21 protein-coding genes are annotated in these 19,241 nt (G+C 55.4%); 1 reads left to right on the top strand and 20 read right to left on the bottom strand.

All coding sequences use genetic code 11. The features are described 5' to 3' along the window. Positions 1-119 precede the first annotated feature (119 nt). Complete coding sequence (locus DW089_RS04640; protein WP_105327242.1) at positions 120-1,112, top strand: aldo/keto reductase; 993 nt, start codon at positions 120-122, stop codon at positions 1,110-1,112. A gap of 80 nt (positions 1,113-1,192) precedes the next feature. Here DW089_RS04640 and nrdR read toward each other — a convergent pair whose 3' ends face one another. The 20 genes from nrdR to DW089_RS04540 all read right to left on the bottom strand — a co-directional run bounded on the left by nrdR (position 1,193) and on the right by DW089_RS04540 (position 19,238). Beyond that, a complete protein-coding gene (nrdR, locus tag DW089_RS04635) occupies positions 1,193-1,669 on the bottom strand; it encodes a transcriptional regulator NrdR (protein WP_105327241.1) in 477 nt (158 codons plus the stop codon). A 22-nt stretch (positions 1,670-1,691) separates the two neighbouring features. Beyond that, a complete protein-coding gene (ftsZ, locus tag DW089_RS04630) occupies positions 1,692-2,804 on the bottom strand; it encodes a cell division protein FtsZ (RefSeq protein ID WP_105327452.1) in 1,113 nt (370 codons plus the stop codon). Between the two features lie 130 nt (positions 2,805-2,934). Then, complete coding sequence (locus tag DW089_RS04625) at positions 2,935-3,261, bottom strand: small basic family protein (protein WP_105327240.1); 327 nt, start codon at positions 3,259-3,261, stop codon at positions 2,935-2,937. After that, positions 3,258-3,953 (bottom strand): DUF881 domain-containing protein, encoded by a 696-nt coding sequence (locus DW089_RS04620; RefSeq protein ID WP_105327239.1) that lies wholly within the window; start codon positions 3,951-3,953, stop codon positions 3,258-3,260. The genes DW089_RS04625 and DW089_RS04620 overlap by 4 nt, the downstream gene beginning before the upstream one ends. A 14-nt stretch (positions 3,954-3,967) precedes the next feature. Beyond that, on the bottom strand, positions 3,968-4,999 hold the full coding sequence (locus DW089_RS04615; protein WP_105327238.1) for a cell division protein FtsQ/DivIB: 1,032 nt from the start codon (positions 4,997-4,999) through the stop codon (positions 3,968-3,970). Position 5,000: 1 nt separating this feature from the next. Further along, complete coding sequence (locus DW089_RS04610) at positions 5,001-5,933, bottom strand: D-alanine--D-alanine ligase (RefSeq protein ID WP_105327237.1); 933 nt, start codon at positions 5,931-5,933, stop codon at positions 5,001-5,003. Continuing rightward, positions 5,926-7,320 carry a UDP-N-acetylmuramate--L-alanine ligase gene (gene murC / locus DW089_RS04605; protein WP_105327236.1) on the bottom strand — a complete coding sequence of 465 codons (1,395 nt, stop codon included), beginning with the start codon at positions 7,318-7,320 and terminating at the stop codon, positions 5,926-5,928. The genes DW089_RS04610 and murC overlap by 8 nt, the downstream gene beginning before the upstream one ends. Then, a complete protein-coding gene (gene murG / locus DW089_RS04600) occupies positions 7,320-8,438 on the bottom strand; it encodes an undecaprenyldiphospho-muramoylpentapeptide beta-N-acetylglucosaminyltransferase (protein ID WP_118286860.1) in 1,119 nt (372 codons plus the stop codon). The genes murC and murG overlap by 1 nt, the downstream gene beginning before the upstream one ends. Positions 8,439-8,449: 11 nt before the next feature. Next, positions 8,450-9,826: a UDP-N-acetylmuramoyl-L-alanine--D-glutamate ligase gene (murD, locus tag DW089_RS04595; protein WP_118286859.1), complete on the bottom strand. Its 1,377-nt coding sequence runs from the start codon at positions 9,824-9,826 to the stop codon at positions 8,450-8,452. A gap of 18 nt (positions 9,827-9,844) precedes the next feature. Further along, on the bottom strand, positions 9,845-10,804 hold the full coding sequence (gene mraY / locus DW089_RS04590; RefSeq protein ID WP_118286858.1) for a phospho-N-acetylmuramoyl-pentapeptide-transferase: 960 nt from the start codon (positions 10,802-10,804) through the stop codon (positions 9,845-9,847). Then, on the bottom strand, positions 10,801-12,183 hold the full coding sequence (murF, locus tag DW089_RS04585; RefSeq protein ID WP_105327232.1) for a UDP-N-acetylmuramoyl-tripeptide--D-alanyl-D-alanine ligase: 1,383 nt from the start codon (positions 12,181-12,183) through the stop codon (positions 10,801-10,803). The genes mraY and murF overlap by 4 nt, the downstream gene beginning before the upstream one ends. Then, positions 12,176-13,669 (bottom strand): UDP-N-acetylmuramoyl-L-alanyl-D-glutamate--2,6-diaminopimelate ligase, encoded by a 1,494-nt coding sequence (locus DW089_RS04580; protein WP_105327231.1) that lies wholly within the window; start codon positions 13,667-13,669, stop codon positions 12,176-12,178. The genes murF and DW089_RS04580 overlap by 8 nt, the downstream gene beginning before the upstream one ends. 94 nt (positions 13,670-13,763) lie before the next feature. Next, positions 13,764-14,021, bottom strand: a complete 258-nt coding sequence (locus DW089_RS11585; protein ID WP_233547552.1) for a septum formation initiator family protein — start codon at positions 14,019-14,021, stop codon at positions 13,764-13,766. 184 nt (positions 14,022-14,205) lie between these two features. After that, complete coding sequence (gene rsmH / locus DW089_RS04570) at positions 14,206-15,135, bottom strand: 16S rRNA (cytosine(1402)-N(4))-methyltransferase RsmH (RefSeq protein WP_199614568.1); 930 nt, start codon at positions 15,133-15,135, stop codon at positions 14,206-14,208. Positions 15,136-15,148: 13 nt separating this feature from the next. Next, on the bottom strand, positions 15,149-15,580 hold the full coding sequence (mraZ, locus tag DW089_RS04565; protein ID WP_105327229.1) for a division/cell wall cluster transcriptional repressor MraZ: 432 nt from the start codon (positions 15,578-15,580) through the stop codon (positions 15,149-15,151). 347 nt (positions 15,581-15,927) lie between these two features. After that, entirely contained in the window at positions 15,928-16,146 is a 219-nt protein-coding gene (locus tag DW089_RS04560; protein ID WP_105327228.1) for a DUF1858 domain-containing protein, read from the bottom strand. Between the two features lie 95 nt (positions 16,147-16,241). Further along, the gene (gene pyrE / locus DW089_RS04555) at positions 16,242-16,814 is read right to left on the bottom strand and encodes an orotate phosphoribosyltransferase (RefSeq protein ID WP_105327227.1); all 573 of its coding nucleotides are present in this window, start codon (positions 16,812-16,814) and stop codon (positions 16,242-16,244) included. Further along, positions 16,811-17,533, bottom strand: a complete 723-nt coding sequence (pyrF, locus tag DW089_RS04550; RefSeq protein WP_105327226.1) for an orotidine-5'-phosphate decarboxylase — start codon at positions 17,531-17,533, stop codon at positions 16,811-16,813. The genes pyrE and pyrF overlap by 4 nt, the downstream gene beginning before the upstream one ends. Continuing rightward, a complete protein-coding gene (locus DW089_RS04545; protein WP_118286857.1) occupies positions 17,533-18,477 on the bottom strand; it encodes a dihydroorotate dehydrogenase in 945 nt (314 codons plus the stop codon). Before DW089_RS04545 ends, pyrF begins: the two co-directional genes overlap by 1 nt. Continuing rightward, positions 18,471-19,238, bottom strand: a complete 768-nt coding sequence (locus tag DW089_RS04540) for a dihydroorotate dehydrogenase electron transfer subunit (RefSeq protein ID WP_105327224.1) — start codon at positions 19,236-19,238, stop codon at positions 18,471-18,473. The genes DW089_RS04545 and DW089_RS04540 overlap by 7 nt, the downstream gene beginning before the upstream one ends. Positions 19,239-19,241: the final 3 nt, after the last annotated feature.

Raw genomic sequence — 19,241 nt, 5'->3', positions numbered from 1 at the left:
CCTCCCTGTCAATTCATTGATTGTTATTGCTTTTATTGTACCTGGGGCATCGCTCCGGAACAAGTCAAAAAAGAAAAAGTCCTGCAAAAATGCAGGCACTATAAAAAGGAGAATCAGTTATGGACTACGTTAAGTTTGGCAATACCGGCATGGAGGTTTCCCGGATTTGTCTAGGTATGATGAGCTTCGGAAAGCCCGGTGCGGAAAATGGTTTGTTTCCCTGGGCGCTGGACTACGAAGCCGGCAAGCCCCTGTTCCACCGGGCCCTTGAACTGGGCATCAATTACTTTGATACCGCGAATGTGTACCAAATGGGCAGCAGCGAAGAAAATACCGGCCGCTACATTCGGGAATTTGGCCTGAACCGGGATGAAATCGTGGTGGCCACCAAGGTGAATTTTGCCATGCGGCCCGGCCGTCCCAATGGCGGCGGCCTGTCCCGGAAGAACATTCTGGCAGAAATCGACCACAGTCTGGAACGTCTGGGGCTGGATTACGTGGATGTGTACCAGATTCACCGGCTGGACCCCAATACCCCCATGGAGGAGACCCAGGAAGCCCTCCACGACGTGGTAAAAAGCGGCAAGGCCCGGTACCTTGGTGCTTCCACCATTTTTGCCTGGCAGCTGGAACGGCTGCAAAACCTGGCCGCCCAGCACGGCTGGACCCAGTTTGTATCCTTGCAGCCCCAGTACAATTTAATCTACCGGGAAGAAGAACGGGAAATCCTGCCCCTGTGCCAAGACCGGAAAATGGCCGTGGTGCCCTGGAGTCCCCTGGCCGGCGGCCGCTGTGCCCATCCCTGGGGCACCATAACCCCCAGGACCAAGGTGGATACGGTCTCCCCTCTGGTGTGGGATGCCACCAAGGAGCAGGATAAAAAAGTGGTGGATAACCTGGCTGCCGTCGCCCAAAAACACGGACGCTCCATGGCCCAGGAAGCCCTGGCCTGGCTTCTGTCCAAGCCCTCTATTACAGCTCCCATTGTGGGCTGCACCACGGTACAGCACGTGGAAGAAGCGGTAAGCGCCCTGTCCATCCACCTGGACGAAGAAGAAATCAAAGCTTTGGAGGCACCCTATGTGCCCCACGTGAAAACCGGACTGTACTAATTCCAAACTGCATATGAGAAAAAGGCACAGCGCTAAGCGCTGTGCCTTTTTGCAGTCAGGTTGTCCGCACTGCCGGCGGATTATTTCTTGTCCGTATCGGGACCGCCCTTTTTCAGCATGTTTTGAATTTCCTGCATGAAGCTGTTCACATCGGCAAACTGCCGGTAAACAGAGGCAAACCGTACGTAGGCAATCTGGTCAATCTTTTCCAGATACTTCATGACAGTTTCGCCAATCTGGGTGGACTTGATTTCGTTTTCTCCGCTGGCCCGCAGTTCCCCTTCGATTTGGGAAGCCAGGGACTGGATCTGCTCATAGGAGAAGGGTCTCTTTTCAAAGGCCCGCAATAATCCGGCCAGAAGTTTCTTGTTGTCGAACATTTCCCGGCGGCCGTCCTTTTTGATGACCAGCAGGGGAACTTGTTCATACTTTTCGTAAGTGGTGAAACGCCGTCCACATTTGGGACATTCTCTTCTGCGTCTGATGGATGCCCCATTATCAATAGAACGGGAATCGACTACCCGGCTGTCGCCGTAAGAACAGAATGGACATTTCATAACTTACACCCCCTTCTACTGCTTATTTGTTGCGAATCCAGGGTGGAATCTCCGAAGAAGGAGAAGTGAAGGAGCTTACCTTAGCAGAAGCCGCAGATTCAGCTTTTTGGGTGAAACGGCTTTGCTGGGTTTCCGGTTTTACAAAGCTTTGGGGTCTGGCAGAGGTGGAGCCTTTGCCTTCGTCAATACCGGTGGCAATCACGGTTACCCGGATTTCGTCTTCCATGCTTTCGTCAATGTTGGCACCGAAGATGATGATGGCATCTTGGTCTACCACGTCGGTAATAATCTTGCTGGCTTCGTTCACGTCCATCAGGGACAGGTTAGGGCCGCCGGTGATGTTCAGCAGTACGCCCTTGGCGCCTTCGATGGTGCTGTCCAGCAGCGGGCTCTTTACAGCAGCTTCTGCAGCGGCAGCAGCGCCTTCGTCACCCTTGGAAGAACCAATACCCATCATAGCACTGCCAGCGTTGCTCATAACGGCTTTTACGTCGTTGAAGTCAACGTTGATCAGGCCAGGAACGGAAATCAAATCACTGATGCCCTGTACGCCCTGACGCAGTACGTCATCGGCCAGTTTGAAGGCATCTTTCATGGAAGTTCTCTTGTCTACAACCTGCAGCAAACGGTCGTTGGGGATGGTGATCAGCGCATCTACTTTTGCTTTCAGGTTGGCAATCCCTTGTTCAGCTACATTGTAACGACGACGGCCTTCGAAGGAGAAGGGTTTCGTTACAACGCCCACGGTCAGGGCACCAGCATTTTTGGCCATTTCAGCCACTACATGAGCAGCACCGGTACCGGTACCGCCGCCCATGCCAGCGGTAATGAAGACCATGTCTGCACCTTTTACAACTTCTGCCAGTACATCCTTGGATTCCTCGGCAGATTTTTCACCTACTTCAGGATTGGCACCGGCTCCCAGGCCTCTCGTTTCGTCTTCACCAATTTGAATCTTGGTGGGCGCACTGGATTTTTGCAGAGCCTGAGCGTCGCAGTTGACAGCAACAAATTCCACCCCCTGCAACCCGGCTTCGATCATACGATCAACGGCGTTATTGCCGCCCCCGCCTACACCGATAACCTTTATTTTTTCCAGGGGCTGATCCAGCTTATCCTTATCTGCCTCAAACATCATACCATGGTCCTCCTAATCTATTTTCTTTCTAAGATTGAGTAGTTCTAAAATAACACTATACTGTATAGTATATCATCTGACAGGTAATATTTCACGCACTTTTCATGCAAAACGCCAACTTTTTCCGTTACTTTTTCATGAAGAGCCGGCGAATGATCGCAATATTGTTGAAAATCCTCAGGCCAAAGGCAATAAGCGCCACATAATACAGGTCTATGCCCAATCTCATGCCAAAGTAGCAGAGAAAAACCGCAAAAAGTCCGTTGGCGAAAAAGCCGCTGATGAAGATGCTGTTGTTGTAATGGCCTTCCTTGGCGGAACGAAAACCGCCGAAGGCTGCGTCCAGGCAGGCCATAAAGGCCACCGCCACCAGTTTGGCGTAGGCTTGGGGAAAGACCGGCAGGTACACGCCGATGGCGATGCCCAGAGCCAGGCCAGCCACTGCATAAATCATGACTTGCCTCCTTCCACCGCTTTGGCATATTCAAAATGCCGGGTGCCCTTAAAGGCCGGAATGATGATTTCCTTCTTCTGGGCTACGTCCACCTGGATGCCCCAGAATTTCAGGGTTTCCACCACGCCGCCCCGCATCCGGAGCGCTCCTTCCAGGGTCTTGGGGTCCCCAATGGCTCGGATGACGTAGGGCGGGGTAAAGCGGGTGTTGTTCACCGATACCGTAGGACCGGCACAGCGCACCTCGGAAACGTCCAGGAGCCGCTCGTCGTTGATGGACAGTGCTTCTGCCCCAGCGGCCCTGAGCTCGTTCAAGAGCCGCAGCAGGTCGTCGTCATGGATAATGTACAGGTTGGGGTTTTCCCCGTTTTTGGGGGTCACCTTACTGTCGTCCAGGGTTACCAGGACCCCGGGGCCCTGCACCTGGGTTTCCCCAGCCTTGAGCTTCAGGCTTTGCAGGACTTTCGCGTCGGTTCCCGAGCCCTGGGCTTCCAGTTTTTCCAGCCGTTCCGTCAGCACCTTGTTTTCTTTTTCCGTATTTTGCAGCTTTTCGGCCAAATCCTCAGCCCGCTGCTGGTTCAGGGTGTTGTGCCTGGCATTTTCTGCACTGCGGAATTGGGTGGAAATCATGGTGCCCAGAATCAGGCAGACCAAAAATAAGAAGAACTTTTCCCGTTTTCCATTTAGTAACATAAGTCCCCCATTCTTTATTGCAGTTTCACGTAGGGTTTGTCGTAGGTCAGATCAATATATTTTGCTTTGATTTTTTTGGACTCCAGTTCCTGGCAGATGGCAATGAACGTATCCATTTTTTCTTCCCCGTTCTGGTAGGTTCCGATAATAATGGGAACACCGCCTTCTAGGAAAATCTTGATGCTTTTCTGGTCGTCCATGGCAATTTCCGTAATCCGTTTCTTCAGGTCGGGCTTCAGCTTGCTGAGAAAATCCAGAAGCCCCAGCACGTCCTGGTTCTTGATTACGTCGCCCTTTTGCACCTGGCCCACATAGCACCCGGATACATAGGGCGCACTGTCGTCAGGAATGCCGGGCTGCAAATCGATGACGTGGCCGGTACGGTCTAGCTTGGCGTATTCTCCTCCTTCGCAGGCTACGTACAGGGCCGGCTGCCGCTCCTTGATTACTACCCGGAGCACGTTGGGCCAGCCGTAGGACACGGAGGAGGATTCCACCCGGTAATCGTTTTGCAGCGCTTTGGCCAGGCTTTTTTTGTCCACGTTAAAGATGTTCAGGGGCGTGGGCACATTCCCCCACTGGTTGATTTCTTCCCGGGTCACCCGGCTGTTGCCCTGGACGTCCAGCCGTCCAAAGGCCAGCCAGGGCTGGTGCAGCAGCACGTAGGAGGCCACTAGCAGCAGAATGGAGCCCAGCATGAGAAAGAGCTTCACCTTGTTCAGCCGGCGTCTTTTCCGGATTCTCTGCCGGGTGGTCAAATGCTCCAGGTTTTCCTCCGGAGGAGTACTGCGCTTATTGCGGCGCCGTTCATGGTAGGTGGTCCGGCTACGAGGCGCGTTTGCCTCCTCCGCCTTCTTTTCCCGCTCCCGCTGCTCTACTTCCTGCCAGCGTTCCCGGGCTTCCCGTGCCTCCCGGGCTTCCCGCAGCTGCCGCTGGAAAGCCCGTTCTTCCTGGACGGGAGCCTGCTCTCGTTGTTTCTCCCGGGCTTCCTCCTGACCGCTTTTTCTGGTGTGAAGCCGGGGGCGAAAAACCTTTGGCTTGTTCATTTTAATGAGCCGTCAGCAGAATTTTTTCACACAGGTCGGGGAAGGAAATCCCCATGGCAGCCGCAGCCTTGGGAATCAGGCTGGTAGCGGTCATCCCCGGAATGGAGTTGACTTCCAGGGCAATGCAGCTGCCATCGTCAGCCAGCATCAGGTCCACCCGGGCAACCCCGTGGCAACCCAGGGCGTTATAGGCAGCCACTGCCACCTGCTGGAGCTTCTGCGTGGTTTCTTCGGAAAAAGGTGCCGGGCAGGTATAGGTGGTTGCGCCCTTGGTGTACTTGGAATGGAAATCGTAGGAGCCGGAGTGGGGCTCAATGAGCACCAGGGGCATGGGAATGGCCTTGCCATCCTCGCCCATCATGACGCCGGCAGCCACTTCCTTGCCTTTAAAGAAGGCTTCGGCCAGTACCCGGTCACCGTAGGAGAAGGCTTCTTCCAGGGCGCTGTCCAGTTCAGCCTCGCTTTTAACGATAACTACACCAATGCTGGAGCCCTGGGCCACCGGCTTTACCACTACCGGCAGGCCCAGTTCCTTGAGAATCTGTTCCTTGGGGCTGACGGCATCGTGCTTGTTCAGGTACAGGCAGCGGGCCGTGGGCACATGGTTGTTTTCAAACAGGTGCTTGGTATAAGCCTTGTCCATGGCCAGGGCGCTGGCCAGCACCCCGGAACCGGTATAGGGAATGCCCAGCATTTCCAGGACGCCCTGGAGCCGGCCGTCTTCCCCGTACAGTCCATGAACGGCGTTAAAGACCACCTTGGCGCCGCTTTCCTTCAGCTGCTCTACAAAATGAGCCGGATCCAGGTCGATGGCTACGGCGTTGTAGCCCTTTTCCTGCAAAGCGGCCAAAATGGCGTTGCCAGTCAAAAAGGAAATTTCTCTTTCTTTGGACGGACCGCCCATAACCACTGCGACTTTGTCTTCTTTACGCATTTGCTTCACTCCGTTCTAATGCTTGCACTAACTGCTCCCCCAGCCGGTAGATGTCCCCGGCGCCCATGGTAATCACCAGGTCGCCTGGCCGAACTTCCCGTTCCAGGGTTTCTTCGATTTTATCCTGCCCAGAAATATAACGGACCTTTTGTCCGGTGGTTTCGGCAATCTTGTGGGCCAGCATTTCCCCGCTGACGCCGGGAATGGGGTCTTCGCTGGCAGCGTAGATGTCGGTGATGATCAGCTCATCACAGTCCTTGAAGGCCACCGCAAACTGGTCCAGGAGAAGCTGGGTCCGGGTATAGCGGTGGGGCTGGAACACGCAGACCAGTCGTTCCGGCTGGGTCTGCCGGGCAGCCTTTAAGGTCACGGCAATTTCCGTGGGATGGTGGGCGTAGTCGTCCACTACCCAAACGCCGCCAACCTTGCCCTTGGTTTCAAAACGGCGCTTGGCACCGCTGAAATGGGCCAGGGAGGCCAGAATGCTTTCCAGGGGGATACCCAGTTCCCGGGCGGCGGCAATGGCCCCCAGGGAGTTTAATACGTTATGACGGCCGGGGACAATGAGCTGCCCCTTGCCGATGACTTCGTTCTTATACAGGATATCATAGGTGGTGCCGTTTTTGCCGTATTCGATATTTTCTGCCCGGTAATCGGCGTCCTTGCTGTCGATGCCGTAGGAGATTACGGTCTTGCCGGTCTTTTCTCCCAGGGCCCGGACCTTGGCGTTATCGTAGCACAAGATGGCCTTGCCGTCTTCCTTAATCTGCTCCACAAATTTGGCAAAGGCTGCCTGGATGTTTTCTTCGCTGCCGTAATGGTCCAGGTGGTCATTTTCGATATTGGTAATCACCGCCAGGTAGGGATGGAATTTCAGGAAGGAGCCGTCGCTTTCGTCGGCTTCTGCCACCACATAATCGCTTTTGCCGTTGACGGCATTGCTGCCCAGGTTGTTAACGATGCCCCCTACCACGATGGTGGGATCCAGGCCCCCTTCACAGGTAATGCAGGAGAGCATGGAGCTGGTGGTGGTCTTGCCATGGGCGCCGGCTACGGCCACGCCCTTGTGTTTGTTCATGAGATAGGCCAGCACATCACTTCTGTGGATTACCGGTACCTGTCTTTTTTTGGCTTCCACCAGTTCAGGGTTGTCCGGATGGATGGCGGTAGAAACCACCACCACTTCCGCCCGTTCAATCTGGCAGGCAGAATGGCCGATGAAAACCAGGGCCCCTTCTTTGGCCAGGTTGGTGGCCATGTAGCCCGGTTTGGCATCTGAGCCGGAAACCTGGTAGCCCCGTTTGATCATAACATACGACAGGGCACTCATACCGGCGCCGCCGATACCGATAAAATGTATATTTTTGATTTTATCCAAATCCAGCACTATGCGTTCCTCCTATCACGTTCTGCCAAAGCCAGCGCCTCCTGGGCAATGGTTTCAGCTGCCTGAGGCATACCTGCTTTGCAGGCGCTGCGATGCATCATGGCTAAGACTTCTTCATCTTTCAGCAGACTTTCTACTTCCCGCAGCAAAATTTCTCCGCTAAGGTCCTTGTCCAGGACCACCTTGGCTGCCCCCAGGGCTGCCAGGGCACGGGCGTTAAATTCCTGATGGTTGGCCGTGGCGTAGGGATAGGGAATCAAGATGGACGGGATTCCCTTGACCATCAGTTCCGCCAGGCCAATGGCCCCGGCCCGGGAAACGGCTACGTCCGCAGCCGCCAGGGCCAGGGGCATATCGTGCAGGTAGGGCACAATGTGCAGGTTGTCCGCCTTGAGCAGGTTTTCTCCCAGGGCTTCAATATGGCTCTGGTACCCCTGCTGGCCGGTGGCATGGAGAATCTGGATATGCCGGTCGCCGGCTAGGGCCTTTTCCACCGCAATCATGCTTTGGTTGATGGAACGGGCGCCCCGGCTGCCGCCAAACACCAGCAGGGTTTTCCGGCTGGGGTCCAGCTGAAATTTGGCAATTCCCGCAGACCGTTCGGCCACAAGGATTTCCTTGCGCACCGGGTTGCCGGTAAAGATTTTCTTGGCGTGGGACGCAAAGTACCGGGCCCCTTCCTTGTAACCCAAAAAGACTTCATCCACAAACCGGGAGAGAATCTTGTTGGTTACCCCGGGCATGGCATTCTGCTCCTGAATGGCCGTGGGTACCCGCTTCAGGGCGGCCCAAAACAAAATGGGGCCGCACACGTAGCCGCCGGTACCGATGACCAGGTCGGGGTTAATCCGGTTCAGCAGCTGGTAGGCCTCGCTGAGACCCACCACCAACTTTCCGGCGCTTTTCAGGGTACCTAGCCCCAAATGGCGCTCAAACCCGGCCACTTCAATAAATTCCAGGGGATAGCCGTACCGGGGAATGATATCTTTTTCCAGGCCCTTCCGGGTTCCCACGAAGGTGATTTCCGCAGAGGGCTCCAAATCTCGTATGGCATCAGCAATGGTCAGCGCCGGGTAGATATGACCGCCCGTGCCGCCGCCTGAAAGGATTACTTTCACAATCTAGCCTCCTACGCGTTTTCCTGCTGTTTTTCCAGTTTCCGGACCAGTTCCTTGAAATATCTCCCCCGCTGCGGATAGTTGTCAAACATATCATAGGACGAGCAGGCAGGAGAAAGGAGGACCACTTCCGGCGGCTGGGCCAGGCTGGCTGCTTTATTCACGGCATCGTCAAAACTGCCGTCAATCATATAGATGTTCTTTACGCCGTTTTTCACCGCGGCTTCGTAGAAACGCTGCCGGGCTTCGCCCAAAAGAATCAGGGCATCGGTCTGGCGGGCTGCCACCTGCATAAATTCGGTCAGGTCCGTCAGCTTATCATGGCCGCCGGCCAAAAGGATTACGTGGCCGTTCTTAAAGGCTTCCATGGCCTTCACGGCGGAGTCCGTATTGGTGGCCTTGGAATCGTTGTAGTAGGGTACGCCCTTGATGGTGGTTACGTATTCCAGCCGGTGTTCCACGCCTTGGAAGTTCTTCAGGACCTTGGCCATGTTTTCCGGGGTAACGCCGGCAAAGTAGGCGCAGCACAGGGCTCCCAGCACGTTTTGTTCGTTGTGGGAACCGAAAATCTTCATGTCGGAAACCTGGAGAATCCGCTGCTTCTTGCCGTCCAGGTTCAGGACGAACCAGCCGTCTTCAATATAGGCGCCTTCATCCAGCTGTTTTTGGGTGCTGAAGAACACCACCCGGCCCTTGGCACGGGGAGCCAGAGCCACGCAGTTGGCATCGTCAGCGTTCAAAATCAGTACGTCCTCCGGCTGTTGGTGAGCAAAAATATTGGCCTTGGCGTTAATGTAGTTTTCCATGTTGCCATGGCGTTCAAAATGGTCCGGCGTAATGTTCACAATCAGGGCAATGTTCACCCGCATGGTGGTGACGCCTTCCAGCTGGAAGCTGGACAGTTCGGCAGCCACGTAGGAATCTGCGTCCAGATTGATGACCTCTTTGGACAGAGAGCGGCCAATGTTGCCGGCCACCGCCGTCTTTACCGGCAGGGTATCCAGCATTTCCCCCACCAGCGTGGTGGTTGTGGTCTTGCCGTTGGTACCGGTAATGCCAATCCATTTGCCTTTGTACAGCCGGCTGGCTTCTTCTGCTTCCCCGATGATTTCTACGCCCAGTTCCCTGGCTTTTTTCACCGTATCGGTGGTAAAGGGAATCCCCGGGGAGATGATCATCAGCTTACTTCTTTTCAGTTCATCGGTGGGATCCACTTCGGTCATAAACAGGCCGCCCACTGCCCCAAAGGCAGTGCACCATTCCGGTTCCAGATCCACGTCCGTATCATTATATAAAACGACCTCCTCGCCCTGGTCTGCCAGGACTTCGGCCACACCTTGCCCGCTAATACCTGCTCCGTATACAAAAATTGCCCGATTGTCTGCCATTTTACATTACCCCCTCATTTATCGACAGATAAATAATAGTACTCCCAAAAGGGAGAAAACGCAACTGATCAGGAAAAATCTCTTGACCACCTGCACTTCAGGCCAGCCGCCCAGCTCAAAATGGTGATGCAGGGGGCTCATCCGGAAGATTCTCTTGCCATGGGTCAGCTTGAAATACGTGACCTGCATAATCACTGACAGGGCTTCCAGCACGTAAATGCCGCCAATCAGGACCAGGAGCAGTTCCGTATGGGTTGCAATGGCACAGGCCGCTACAGCGCCGCCCAGGGCCAAGGAACCGGTATCACCCATGAACACCCGGGCAGGATGGTGGTTGTACACCAAAAAACCCAGGCAGCAGCCGCAAACGCCCAGCGCAAACAGCATTTCCGCCGGCAGGTGGCTGAGATACCCAATGTAAGCAAAGGCCAGCATGACCGGCACCGTAACACTGGCTGCCAGGCCATCCAGACCATCGGTCAAATTCACTGCGTTGGTGGTTCCCACCAGCAGCAGGAGCAGGAAAGCATAGTAACCGGCACCCAGGGAAACCGTGGTGTTGACCAGGGGAATCCACACGCTGGTGCTGTAGACGCTGACGGCTCCCGGATACAGCAGATACACGGCGGCTACCAGAATCTGGAGCAGCATTTTCTGCTTGGAGGTCAGGCCCAAATTCCGATGGAAGAAAATCTTCAGACCATCGTCAATAAAACCAATGACCGCATAGCCCAAGAACAGCCACAGGGCCAAAAAGACCCGGCCGCTCAGGGGAATCCACACCAGGGTGGAAACCAAAAGGGCTGCAATCATCATGAGACCGCCCATGGTGGGGGTCCCGCTTTTCTTCAAATGTTCCTTGGGGCCGCATTCCCGGATGCTTTGGCCAAAATGCCATTTGTGCAGCAGCGGCAGCAGCAGCCGGCCAAAAAGTACGGTAAGGACAAAGGAGGTTACCAGCATGCCAAGAGCACTCATGCGTCAGCGCCTTCTTTCCCAAAGACCAGGGGAATCACCTGGTCCACTGCCATGGAATGGGAGCCCTTGCACAGGACCACATCCCCCGGCTGAAGAATTTTTTGGAGCAGCCGGGCGGCTTCTTCCTTGTTTGCCGCATAGGTAACGATGACGCCCCGTTTGGCGGCAGCCTCACCTATATATTTAGCTTCGGTGCCGTAGACAATCAACTCTTTCACGCCGCAGTCCGCAGCCCATTCCCCTACCTGGGTATGGCCGCTTTGGGAGTGGGCTCCCAGTTCCAGCATATCGGCCAGAACGGCAACCGCCCGGCCCCGGCCCTGGTTTTTGACCAGGTCTCGTAGGGTTTCCAGGCCCGCCTTCATAGAGGCAGGGCTGGCGTTATAGGCGTCGTTGATAACCGTAATGTCCCCAAAGTGCAGGACTTCCTGGCGCATCCCCGTCATGGCAGGGTGCTCCAGAGCCCCAGCAATGGCTCCATCGGCCACCCCGTAGACTTCAGCCACGGCAATGGCCGCCAGGGCATTCATTACGTTGTGCCGGCCGGCCAGGGGCAGGTGCACCGCCTGGGTCTGGCCGGTAACCCGGCTGCGGTAGGTAAAGTCCGTGCCCAGGCCGGTAGGCGTAAGGGAGAGGGCTTTCACGTCGCAGTCTGCGTCGATGCCGTAGGTGGTTACCTTAGCGCCAGTGGGCATCACGGACACCCGGGGGTCATCTCCGTTCAGGAAGGCGTGATTGGCTGGGGTAAAGTCTTCCAGGATTTCACTTTTGGCCTTGGCAATATTTTCCAGGCTGCCCAGCAGCTCCAAATGGGTGTCCCCCACATTGGTAATCACTGCTGCGTCGGGCAGGGCCAGTTTTTTCATGGCCCGAATCTGGCCCAGGCCCCGCATTCCCATTTCCACTACGGCAAATTCCGTGTCGTCCTGGATGGTGAACAGGGTCTTGGGCAGGCCGATTTCGTTGTTGAAGTTGGCCTGGGTCTTGATGACCCGGTACTTGGCGGACAGGCAGGCGCTAATCAGGTCCTTGGTGGAGGTTTTTCCGTTGGAACCCGTAATGGCAATCACCGTTACCTTTGGCTTGCTGAGCCGGTAGGCAGAGGCCAGCTTCTGGTAGGCGTCCAGGGTGTCTTTGACCACCAGGCATTTGCCCGGGTCCACCCCTTCCGGCACATGGTCCACCACGGCGGCAGCTGCACCGGCGGCAAGGGCCTTGCTGACAAAGGCGTGGCCGTCAAACTTTTCTCCCCGGAGGGCGACAAAAAGAGTTCCCGGCGCAAGCTGTCGGGAATCGGTGGTTACATCGGTAAATACGGTGTCCGCCGGCAGACTGGTTTCCACCGGCAGGGCGCGGGTCACTAAAGCTATATCAATCATGGAGTTTCCCCTTTTGTACAAAGTCTCTTACTACTTCCCCATCATCGAAATGGATGGTGCGGTCCTTCAAAATCTGGTAATTCTCATGGCCTTTGCCGGCAATGAGCACCACGTCGCCTTTTTGGGCGTGGCCTACGGCAAATTCAATGGCGTCCTTCCGGTCGGTAATCTTGTGGATTTCCTTGCCGGGGGCAGCGCCCTGCATACCGGCTTCAATATCCCGGATAATAGCTTCCGGATCCTCGCTCCGGGGATTGTCGGTGGTAACCACAATCTGGTCGGCCAAATCCAAGGCCAATTTGCCCATAATAGGGCGCTTTTTGGCATCCCGGTCCCCACCGCAGCCAAAGACCACCCACAGCTTGCCCTGGGTAATCTGGCGGGCGGTATGGAGCACGTTTTCCAGGCCGTCCGGGGTATGGGCATAGTCCACCACCACGGTAGCGTCCTGGCCGGCGTCAATGAGCTGGAAGCGGCCAGGCACCCCGCCGAACTGGTCCAGGCCCTGAATGACTTCTTCCCGGCTGAGACCTTCGGCCAGGGCGGCGCAAACCGCCGCCATTACATTATATACGTTAAATTCCCCGGTAATATGGAGCTGCAGGTCCATTTCCCCAGCAGGGGTCTGGAGGTTCAGTTCCATATGACGGGCACCTACGTGGAAGGACAGGGGATATACAGCGTTCTCCGGGCCCTTGCCGTAGGTCAGGATTTTGGTTTTCACCCGGTTCATAATCAGCGGGGAGCTGGGGTCATCGCTATTGAAGATGGCCGTTTTGCCAGGTTTCTTCCCCAGGTGCAGCCGGGTAAACAAGAGGGCCTTGGCCTCCCGGTAGTTTTCCATGGTCTTATGGAAATCCAGGTGGTCCTGGGTAATATTGGTGAGCACCGCCGTATCGTATTCGATGCCGGCCACCCGATTAAGGGCCAGAGCGTGGGAAGACACTTCCATCACCACGTAGTCGCAGCCGGCCTGCTCCATGCGGTACAGGGTCCGCTGCAAATCCACCACATCGGGGGTGGTATTATGGCTGACTTCACTTTCCTCGCCGATCATAATGGAGATGGTGCCAATCAGGCCCACCTTATGACCGCAGCGGGTCAGCAGATTGCGCAGAATCGTCGTGGTGGTGGTCTTGCCGTTGGTGCCGGTTACCCCGATGACCCGCATTTTCTCTGCGGGATAATCGTAGAACCAGGGGGCCAGGGCCGTCATGGCGGCCGTGGTATCCTTTACCCGGATCAGCACCACGCCGGGCACAGTGGGCACGTCCTCCTCCACCAAAATGGCAGCAGCCCCTTGGGCCGCAGCCTTGCCAATGTAGGCGTGGCCATTGGTATGCACGCCTTTTAAACAGATGAACAGGCCGCCAGGACCTGCCGTACGGGAATCAATGGTCAAATCCGTGATTACCTGATTTTCTACTGTTCCTGTCACCACTGCCTGGGGCAGCTGCTGCAGCACGGCTGCCAGCTTTTTTTCCATGTTCAATTCCTCCAATTATAAGAAAAGCAGCCTTTCCGGCTGCTTCTGTGTAATGTACCGCGGCAAGGGGGAGTCCGGTACTCCGCCTGCCGTGTTATTTTTTCCCGGGCGCGTTATCAGTTCCATCCACCCGCACGTAAATATTGCTTCGGGCTGTGCTCATCCCCAGCTCTTTGCTGGCGATGCTGGTAATCCGTTCCGGACTTTTCAGCCGCTCCACATCAATTTTCAGGGTTTCGTTCTCGTCCAGGCATTCCGCCTCAACTTTTTTCAGCTGGACCAGCTCATTGCTTTTCACAATGTACTGCTGGCTCAGCACCACGTTCCCGAAGTAACATAATACACCCAACAAGAACAAAAACACAACCTGGCGACGCAAAATCTTCGTCTCCCTTTGTTTATTTTTTTCCGAAGGTTCTTCTTCGGTAGTTTCCGGCTCTTCCTGTACAGCGGAAGATCCGTAATTATAGCTGATATCTTTAGACCATAGTTCATGGCGCGAATTCTTCCGAGTATACATCGCTTCTCTCCTCAAGTCAAATCTTAATGGCGCCTCTTAGCCGGGCGCTTCTGGCCCGGGGGTTATCGGCCAGTTCTGCTTCCGAGGGGGTAAAGTCTTTCAGTTTCTTGAGTTCCGGCTTATGGCCGCAGACGCACACCGGCAGTTCCGGCGGGCAGATGCAGCCCTTGGCCATGCGCTTGAAAGCCTGCTTGATGATCCGGTCTTCCAGGGAATGGAAGGTAATAACCCCAATCCGTCCCCCGCTTTTCAGATGGGCCACGGCTGTTTCCATGGTTTTGTCCAGGATTTTCAGTTCATCGTTGACCTCAATCCGAATGGCCTGGAAGGTCCGTTTGGCAGGGTGGGGTCCATCCTGCCGGGCGCCCTTGGGAATGGCTGCCTTGATCACATGCACCAGGTCAAAGGTGGTCGCAAGCGGCTTTTCTTTCCGGGCAGCCACAATAAACTGGGCAATCCGGCGGCTCCAGCGTTCTTCCCCGTACTTGTAGATCAGCTCTGCCAGGGCTTCTTCTGAATAGGTATTGACCACCTTGGCAGCGGTCAGGGACCGTTCCTGGTCCATGCGCATATCCAAGGGCCCGTCATGCATATAGGAAAAGCCCCGCTCCGGCGTATCCAGCTGATAGGAGGATACCCCCAGGTCAAAAAAAATACCGTCCACGGCGGCAAGTCCCAGTTGGTCCAGAATGTCTCCCAGATTCCGAAAATTGTTGTGCACAATCCGGACCTGGCAGGGTGCTCCCTTGAGCTTTTCAGTGGCGGCGGCAATGGCGTCCTCGTCCTGGTCGATGCCAATCAGCAGCCCTTCCGGAGCCAGCTTTTGGGCAATCCGGCTGGAATGGCCAGCCCCGCCCAGGGTGCAGTCCACATAAATCCCCTGGGGGTCGGTAACCAGCCAGGAGACACTTTCTTCTAACAACACACTTTTATGTACAAATTCCATATTCAGTCCCCGTTTACAATGATTCAAAATCCAGTTCTTCTACCAATTGCGCTACATCATCTTCTACAGCACTGGTGTAAGCGGCGTACCGCTCAGCATCCCATATTTCGGCCTTGCTCCCCACCCCTACAATCAGGACCCGGTCCTGGATTTTGGCATAGGTACGCAGGTTGGACGGCAGGAGGATTCTCCCCTGCTTGTCCGGCTCCACTTCTGCGGCGCCGCCGAAAATAAAACGGGAAACGTCTCTTTCCTTATGTTTGGGCATCATTTTTTGGGAAAAGCTAACTTGCAGTTTTTCCCAGGCTGCCATGGGATACACATCCAAACACCCATCCACGCCTTTGGTAACTACAAACGGTGTGCCCAAGGTTTCACGAAGCTTTGCAGGCATGAACAGACGGCCTTTGGCATCAATGGTATGTTCGAACTCTCCCATCAGCATATCTGTTCACCCCCTTCGCTCCACTTTTCACCATTTTTCACCATTATAAAACCTTTTCGGCAAAAAATCAACGAATTCACGCCGAATCGTGACAATTTAACTGAAGTTTCGGTGTTCTCGCCATTTATGGCCGAAAATATGCATAAAATTATTTTTACTCACTTATTTTCTTTGTTTTAAACGTTCTATAAACAATAGCTAGTACATTACAAGGGTATTTGGGCTGTACCGTTTTCGAACTGTTATCAGTTTCAGTACAGCTCTATTCCCCCCAAAACGCAAAAAAATCCCTTTACCGAAAGAACTTCTCTCGGTAAAGGGATTTACGCAGCCAGTCTAGCCAGCTCTTAGTTTTCTCCGCCTTCCACAGCGGCAATGCAGTCGTTGATGTCTGCAATCAGGGCTTCTACATCAATGCCATGGGCGGAGGCGCCTTGGCCGATGGTTTCGAAGTTGGCAGCCATGCAGCCGATGCAGCCCAAACCATATTGCATGAAAATGTCAATAATTTCGGGGTGCAACTGCACCGTTTCTATAATGCTGGAATCTGCAGTAACTTTTTCCATGGGAATCCTCCTCAAGAATCTATTTATCTAACCCTATTATACCATAATTTGTCAATAAGGCCGCCCGTGGGAAGCGTTCCCAGGAAGGGGCCGGCTTATTTGCCGGTACGGCCCCGTTGGGTCAACGGTACGCCGGCCTTGCACAGGGGGCAGTCCTCAGGTTTGAAAGCTTCCACTTCCAATTGCAGCAGGGGTTCCGTGCGCACGCCAAAGTCCACCTTGCCGCCGCTCCGGTCTACCAACAGGCCCACGCCTACCGGCACGCCGCCTTCGCCCTTGACCACGTCCAGTACTTCCTTGACGCTGCCGCCGGTGGTTACGATATCTTCCACAATCAGCACCCGGGTGCCCGGTTCAATGTGGAAGCCCCGTTTGAAGGTCATTTTCCCGTTGACCCGTTCCGTAAAGAAGAACTGGGTGCCCAGGTTCTTGGCCACTTCATAGGCCAGGAGAATACCGCCGGTCATGGGGCCTACCACCAGTTCCACATTATCGTTGATAAAGCGGCTGGCCAGTTCCTTGCACAGGGCTTCGGTATACCGGGGCTGCCGCAGTACGTTAAATTTTTCCACGTACATGGGGCTGTGCAGGCCGCTGGTCAAAAGGAAATGGCCGTGCATGACAGCCTGGGTTTCTTCGAGCATACGCAGTACATTCTTATCGTTCATATTGCCGCCTCTTTCATTTCTTCCAAGATTTTTGCTGCCGCTGCCTTTTTATCCGCAGCCTGGGTAATGGGCCGGCCCACCACCAAATGGGTGGAACCGTTTTCCAGGGCTGCCTTAGGAGTGGCAATCCGGCTTTGGTCGTTCTTTGCGGACCAGGCCGGCCGAACGCCCGGGGTTACAATGAGAAAATCCTTGCCGCAGGCCTTGCGGATTTCCCCAGCTTCCCGGGGAGAAGCCACTACCCCATCCAGGCCGCTTTCCTTGGCCAGCTGGGCCAGGCTCAGCACCTGCTGGGCAATGGGCTGGGCATAATGGAGCTGCTCCCACTGGGCGTCATCCATGCTGGTAAGCACGGTAACGGCAATGAGTTTGGGAGCGGGTCTATGCAGGGCCGCCGCAGCAATCCGCACCGCCTTGGCACCCTCTGCCATCATTTTGGCGCCGCCCACTGCGTGGACGTTCAAGATGTCCACTCCCAGCCGGGTAAGTACCGCCAAGGAATGGGCCACCGTATTGGGAATATCCTGGAGCTTCAGGTCCAGGAACACCTTTTTGTTCTTTTCTTTGAGATAGGTAATGATTTCCGGGCCGGCTGCATAAAACAGCTCCATACCCACTTTATAAAAGCTCAGGGAATCCCCCAGTTCCTCCACAAAGGCCTTGGCCTCAGCAAAGGACGGGAAATCCAAAGCTGTAATCAAGCGATCTTTAGGGTCCATTAGGCTTCTCCTCTGCCGGGCAGGGCACGTCCCCTCAGTTCTTCCAGGGAAGAAAGCTGCTGGGCTTCCAAATAGCCCTGAATCCCCTCACTGATGTGCTGGGCCAGGCCCGGATCCGTAAAGTTGGACGTACCAACAGCTACCGCAGTGGCGCCGGCCAGGATAAATTCTATTGCATCCTGCCAGCAGGTAATGCCGCCCATGCCGATAAGAGGCACCTTAACAGCCTGGGCCACCTGGTACACCATCCGCACGGCCACCGGCCGCACCGCCGGGCCCGAGAGCCCGCCCATAATATTGCCCAAAACGGGTTTTTGGGTGGTAATGTCGATTTTCATTCCCACCAAAGTATTAATGAGAGAAATGGCATCGGTACCGGCAGCTTCCACCGCCCGGGCAATTTCCGTAATATCTGTTACATTGGGGGACAGTTTGGTGATTACCACCTTGCTGGTCCGGGCCTTGGCGGCTTTCACCACCTGGGCCGCAGCCCCGCAGTCCGTACCAAAGGCCAGACCGCCTTGGGCCACGTTGGGGCAGGACACGTTCAGTTCGATGGCATCTACCCCTTCCACGTCCAGCATGGCCGCCAGCTCCCCGTATTCTTCTGGGGTATTGCCGTCAATGTTGACGATGATGGGGCTTTTCGTCACCTGCCGCAGGTGGGGCAGGGTTTCCTTCAGGAACACTTCCACGCCGGGGTTTTCCAGGCCTACGCAGTTCAGGATACCCGAAGGGGTTTCCACAATACGCTGGCCCTTGTTCCCCGCCCGGGGTTCCAGGGTGGTGCCTTTTACGGTAATGGCCCCCACCTGGTCAAGGTCCAGGAAATCCGTAAATTCCAGGCCAAAGCCAAAGGTGCCGGAAGCCGTGGTCACCGGGGTTTTCATAGTCATGCCGGCGATTTTCACCGTCATTCTGGGATCCTCACAGGGTTTTACCATTCTGTCACCTCCCCGCTCCAAAATACCGGGCCGTCCTTGCAGACCTTTACCCGTTTGCCGATGCCGCTGCAGGTGCAGGACAGGCAGGCGCCCAAGCCGCAGCCCATGTATTTTTCCAGGGAAATCTGGCAGGGTACGCCGGCCTTGTCCACTTCGGCCACCACTGCCCGCATCATTTTGGAGGGGCCGCAGACGTACACACAGTCATACAGACCCTTGGCCAGCAGCTGGGGCAGCACAGCGTTTACCGTACCCATGACGCCGCAGGAGCCGTCATCGGTGGTTTCGTACTGGAGGCCCGTCTTGTCCTTGAACAGGTCCACCCAGAACAGTTCCGCCTTGGTCCGGCCGCCAATGAGCACGTCGGGCTTGGCGCCCTTGTACTCGGCTGCCAGAAAATGCAGGGGAGCAAGACCCATGCCGCCGCCGACTAATAGCGGCCGCTTGGCCTCCATAGCAAAGCCGTGGCCCAGGGGCCCCAAAAGATCCACGGGGCTGCCCACGGCCAGTTTGTCCATCAGTTCCGTGGTCTCCCCTACAATCCGGTACATCAATTGCAGGGTTCCCCGGTCCCGGTCCACCCCGGCCACCCCAAAGGGGCGGCGCAGCAGGGGAACGGAAAGGTGGTTCAGTTTGAGGGTTACAAATTGTCCCGGCTGTGCCGTTTTGGCAATTTCCGGTGCCTTGATTTCCATCAGGCGTATATCCTGGGACAGCTGTTTCTTGAACAGCAGGGTCCCTTCAACCTTATATGCAGTCATACC

This window comes from Acidaminococcus sp. AM05-11 (assembly GCF_003472805.1).
Taxonomy (GTDB): domain Bacteria; phylum Bacillota; class Negativicutes; order Acidaminococcales; family Acidaminococcaceae; genus Acidaminococcus; species Acidaminococcus hominis.
This window is presented reverse-complemented; position numbering and strand designations above follow the sequence as displayed.

Excerpts from the sequence above, each read along its gene's own strand:
- murF (WP_105327232.1), bottom strand. The coding sequence starts at position 12,183 with ATGATTGATATAGCTTTAGTGACCCGCGCCCTGCCGGTGGAAACCAGT.
- DW089_RS04620 (WP_105327239.1), bottom strand. The coding sequence starts at position 3,953 with ATGTTACTAAATGGAAAACGGGAAAAGTTCTTCTTATTTTTGGTCTGC.
- pyrE (WP_105327227.1), bottom strand. The coding sequence starts at position 16,814 with ATGAACGATAAGAATGTACTGCGTATGCTCGAAGAAACCCAGGCTGTC.
- mraZ (WP_105327229.1), bottom strand. The coding sequence starts at position 15,580 with ATGCTGATGGGAGAGTTCGAACATACCATTGATGCCAAAGGCCGTCTG.
- DW089_RS04625 (WP_105327240.1), bottom strand. The coding sequence starts at position 3,261 with ATGATTTATGCAGTGGCTGGCCTGGCTCTGGGCATCGCCATCGGCGTG.
- rsmH (WP_199614568.1), bottom strand. The coding sequence starts at position 15,135 with ATGGAATTTGTACATAAAAGTGTGTTGTTAGAAGAAAGTGTCTCCTGG.
- murD (WP_118286859.1), bottom strand. The coding sequence starts at position 9,826 with ATGGCAGACAATCGGGCAATTTTTGTATACGGAGCAGGTATTAGCGGG.
- mraY (WP_118286858.1), bottom strand. The coding sequence starts at position 10,804 with ATGAGTGCTCTTGGCATGCTGGTAACCTCCTTTGTCCTTACCGTACTT.
- DW089_RS04560 (WP_105327228.1), bottom strand. The coding sequence starts at position 16,146 with ATGGAAAAAGTTACTGCAGATTCCAGCATTATAGAAACGGTGCAGTTG.
- DW089_RS04640 (WP_105327242.1), top strand. The coding sequence starts at position 120 with ATGGACTACGTTAAGTTTGGCAATACCGGCATGGAGGTTTCCCGGATT.
- DW089_RS04540 (WP_105327224.1), bottom strand. The coding sequence starts at position 19,238 with ATGACTGCATATAAGGTTGAAGGGACCCTGCTGTTCAAGAAACAGCTG.
- DW089_RS04610 (WP_105327237.1), bottom strand. The coding sequence starts at position 5,933 with ATGCGTAAAGAAGACAAAGTCGCAGTGGTTATGGGCGGTCCGTCCAAA.
- DW089_RS04615 (WP_105327238.1), bottom strand. The coding sequence starts at position 4,999 with ATGAACAAGCCAAAGGTTTTTCGCCCCCGGCTTCACACCAGAAAAAGC.
- ftsZ (WP_105327452.1), bottom strand. The coding sequence starts at position 2,804 with ATGTTTGAGGCAGATAAGGATAAGCTGGATCAGCCCCTGGAAAAAATA.
- pyrF (WP_105327226.1), bottom strand. The coding sequence starts at position 17,533 with ATGGACCCTAAAGATCGCTTGATTACAGCTTTGGATTTCCCGTCCTTT.
- DW089_RS04580 (WP_105327231.1), bottom strand. The coding sequence starts at position 13,669 with ATGGAAAAAAAGCTGGCAGCCGTGCTGCAGCAGCTGCCCCAGGCAGTG.
- DW089_RS04545 (WP_118286857.1), bottom strand. The coding sequence starts at position 18,477 with ATGGTAAAACCCTGTGAGGATCCCAGAATGACGGTGAAAATCGCCGGC.
- nrdR (WP_105327241.1), bottom strand. The coding sequence starts at position 1,669 with ATGAAATGTCCATTCTGTTCTTACGGCGACAGCCGGGTAGTCGATTCC.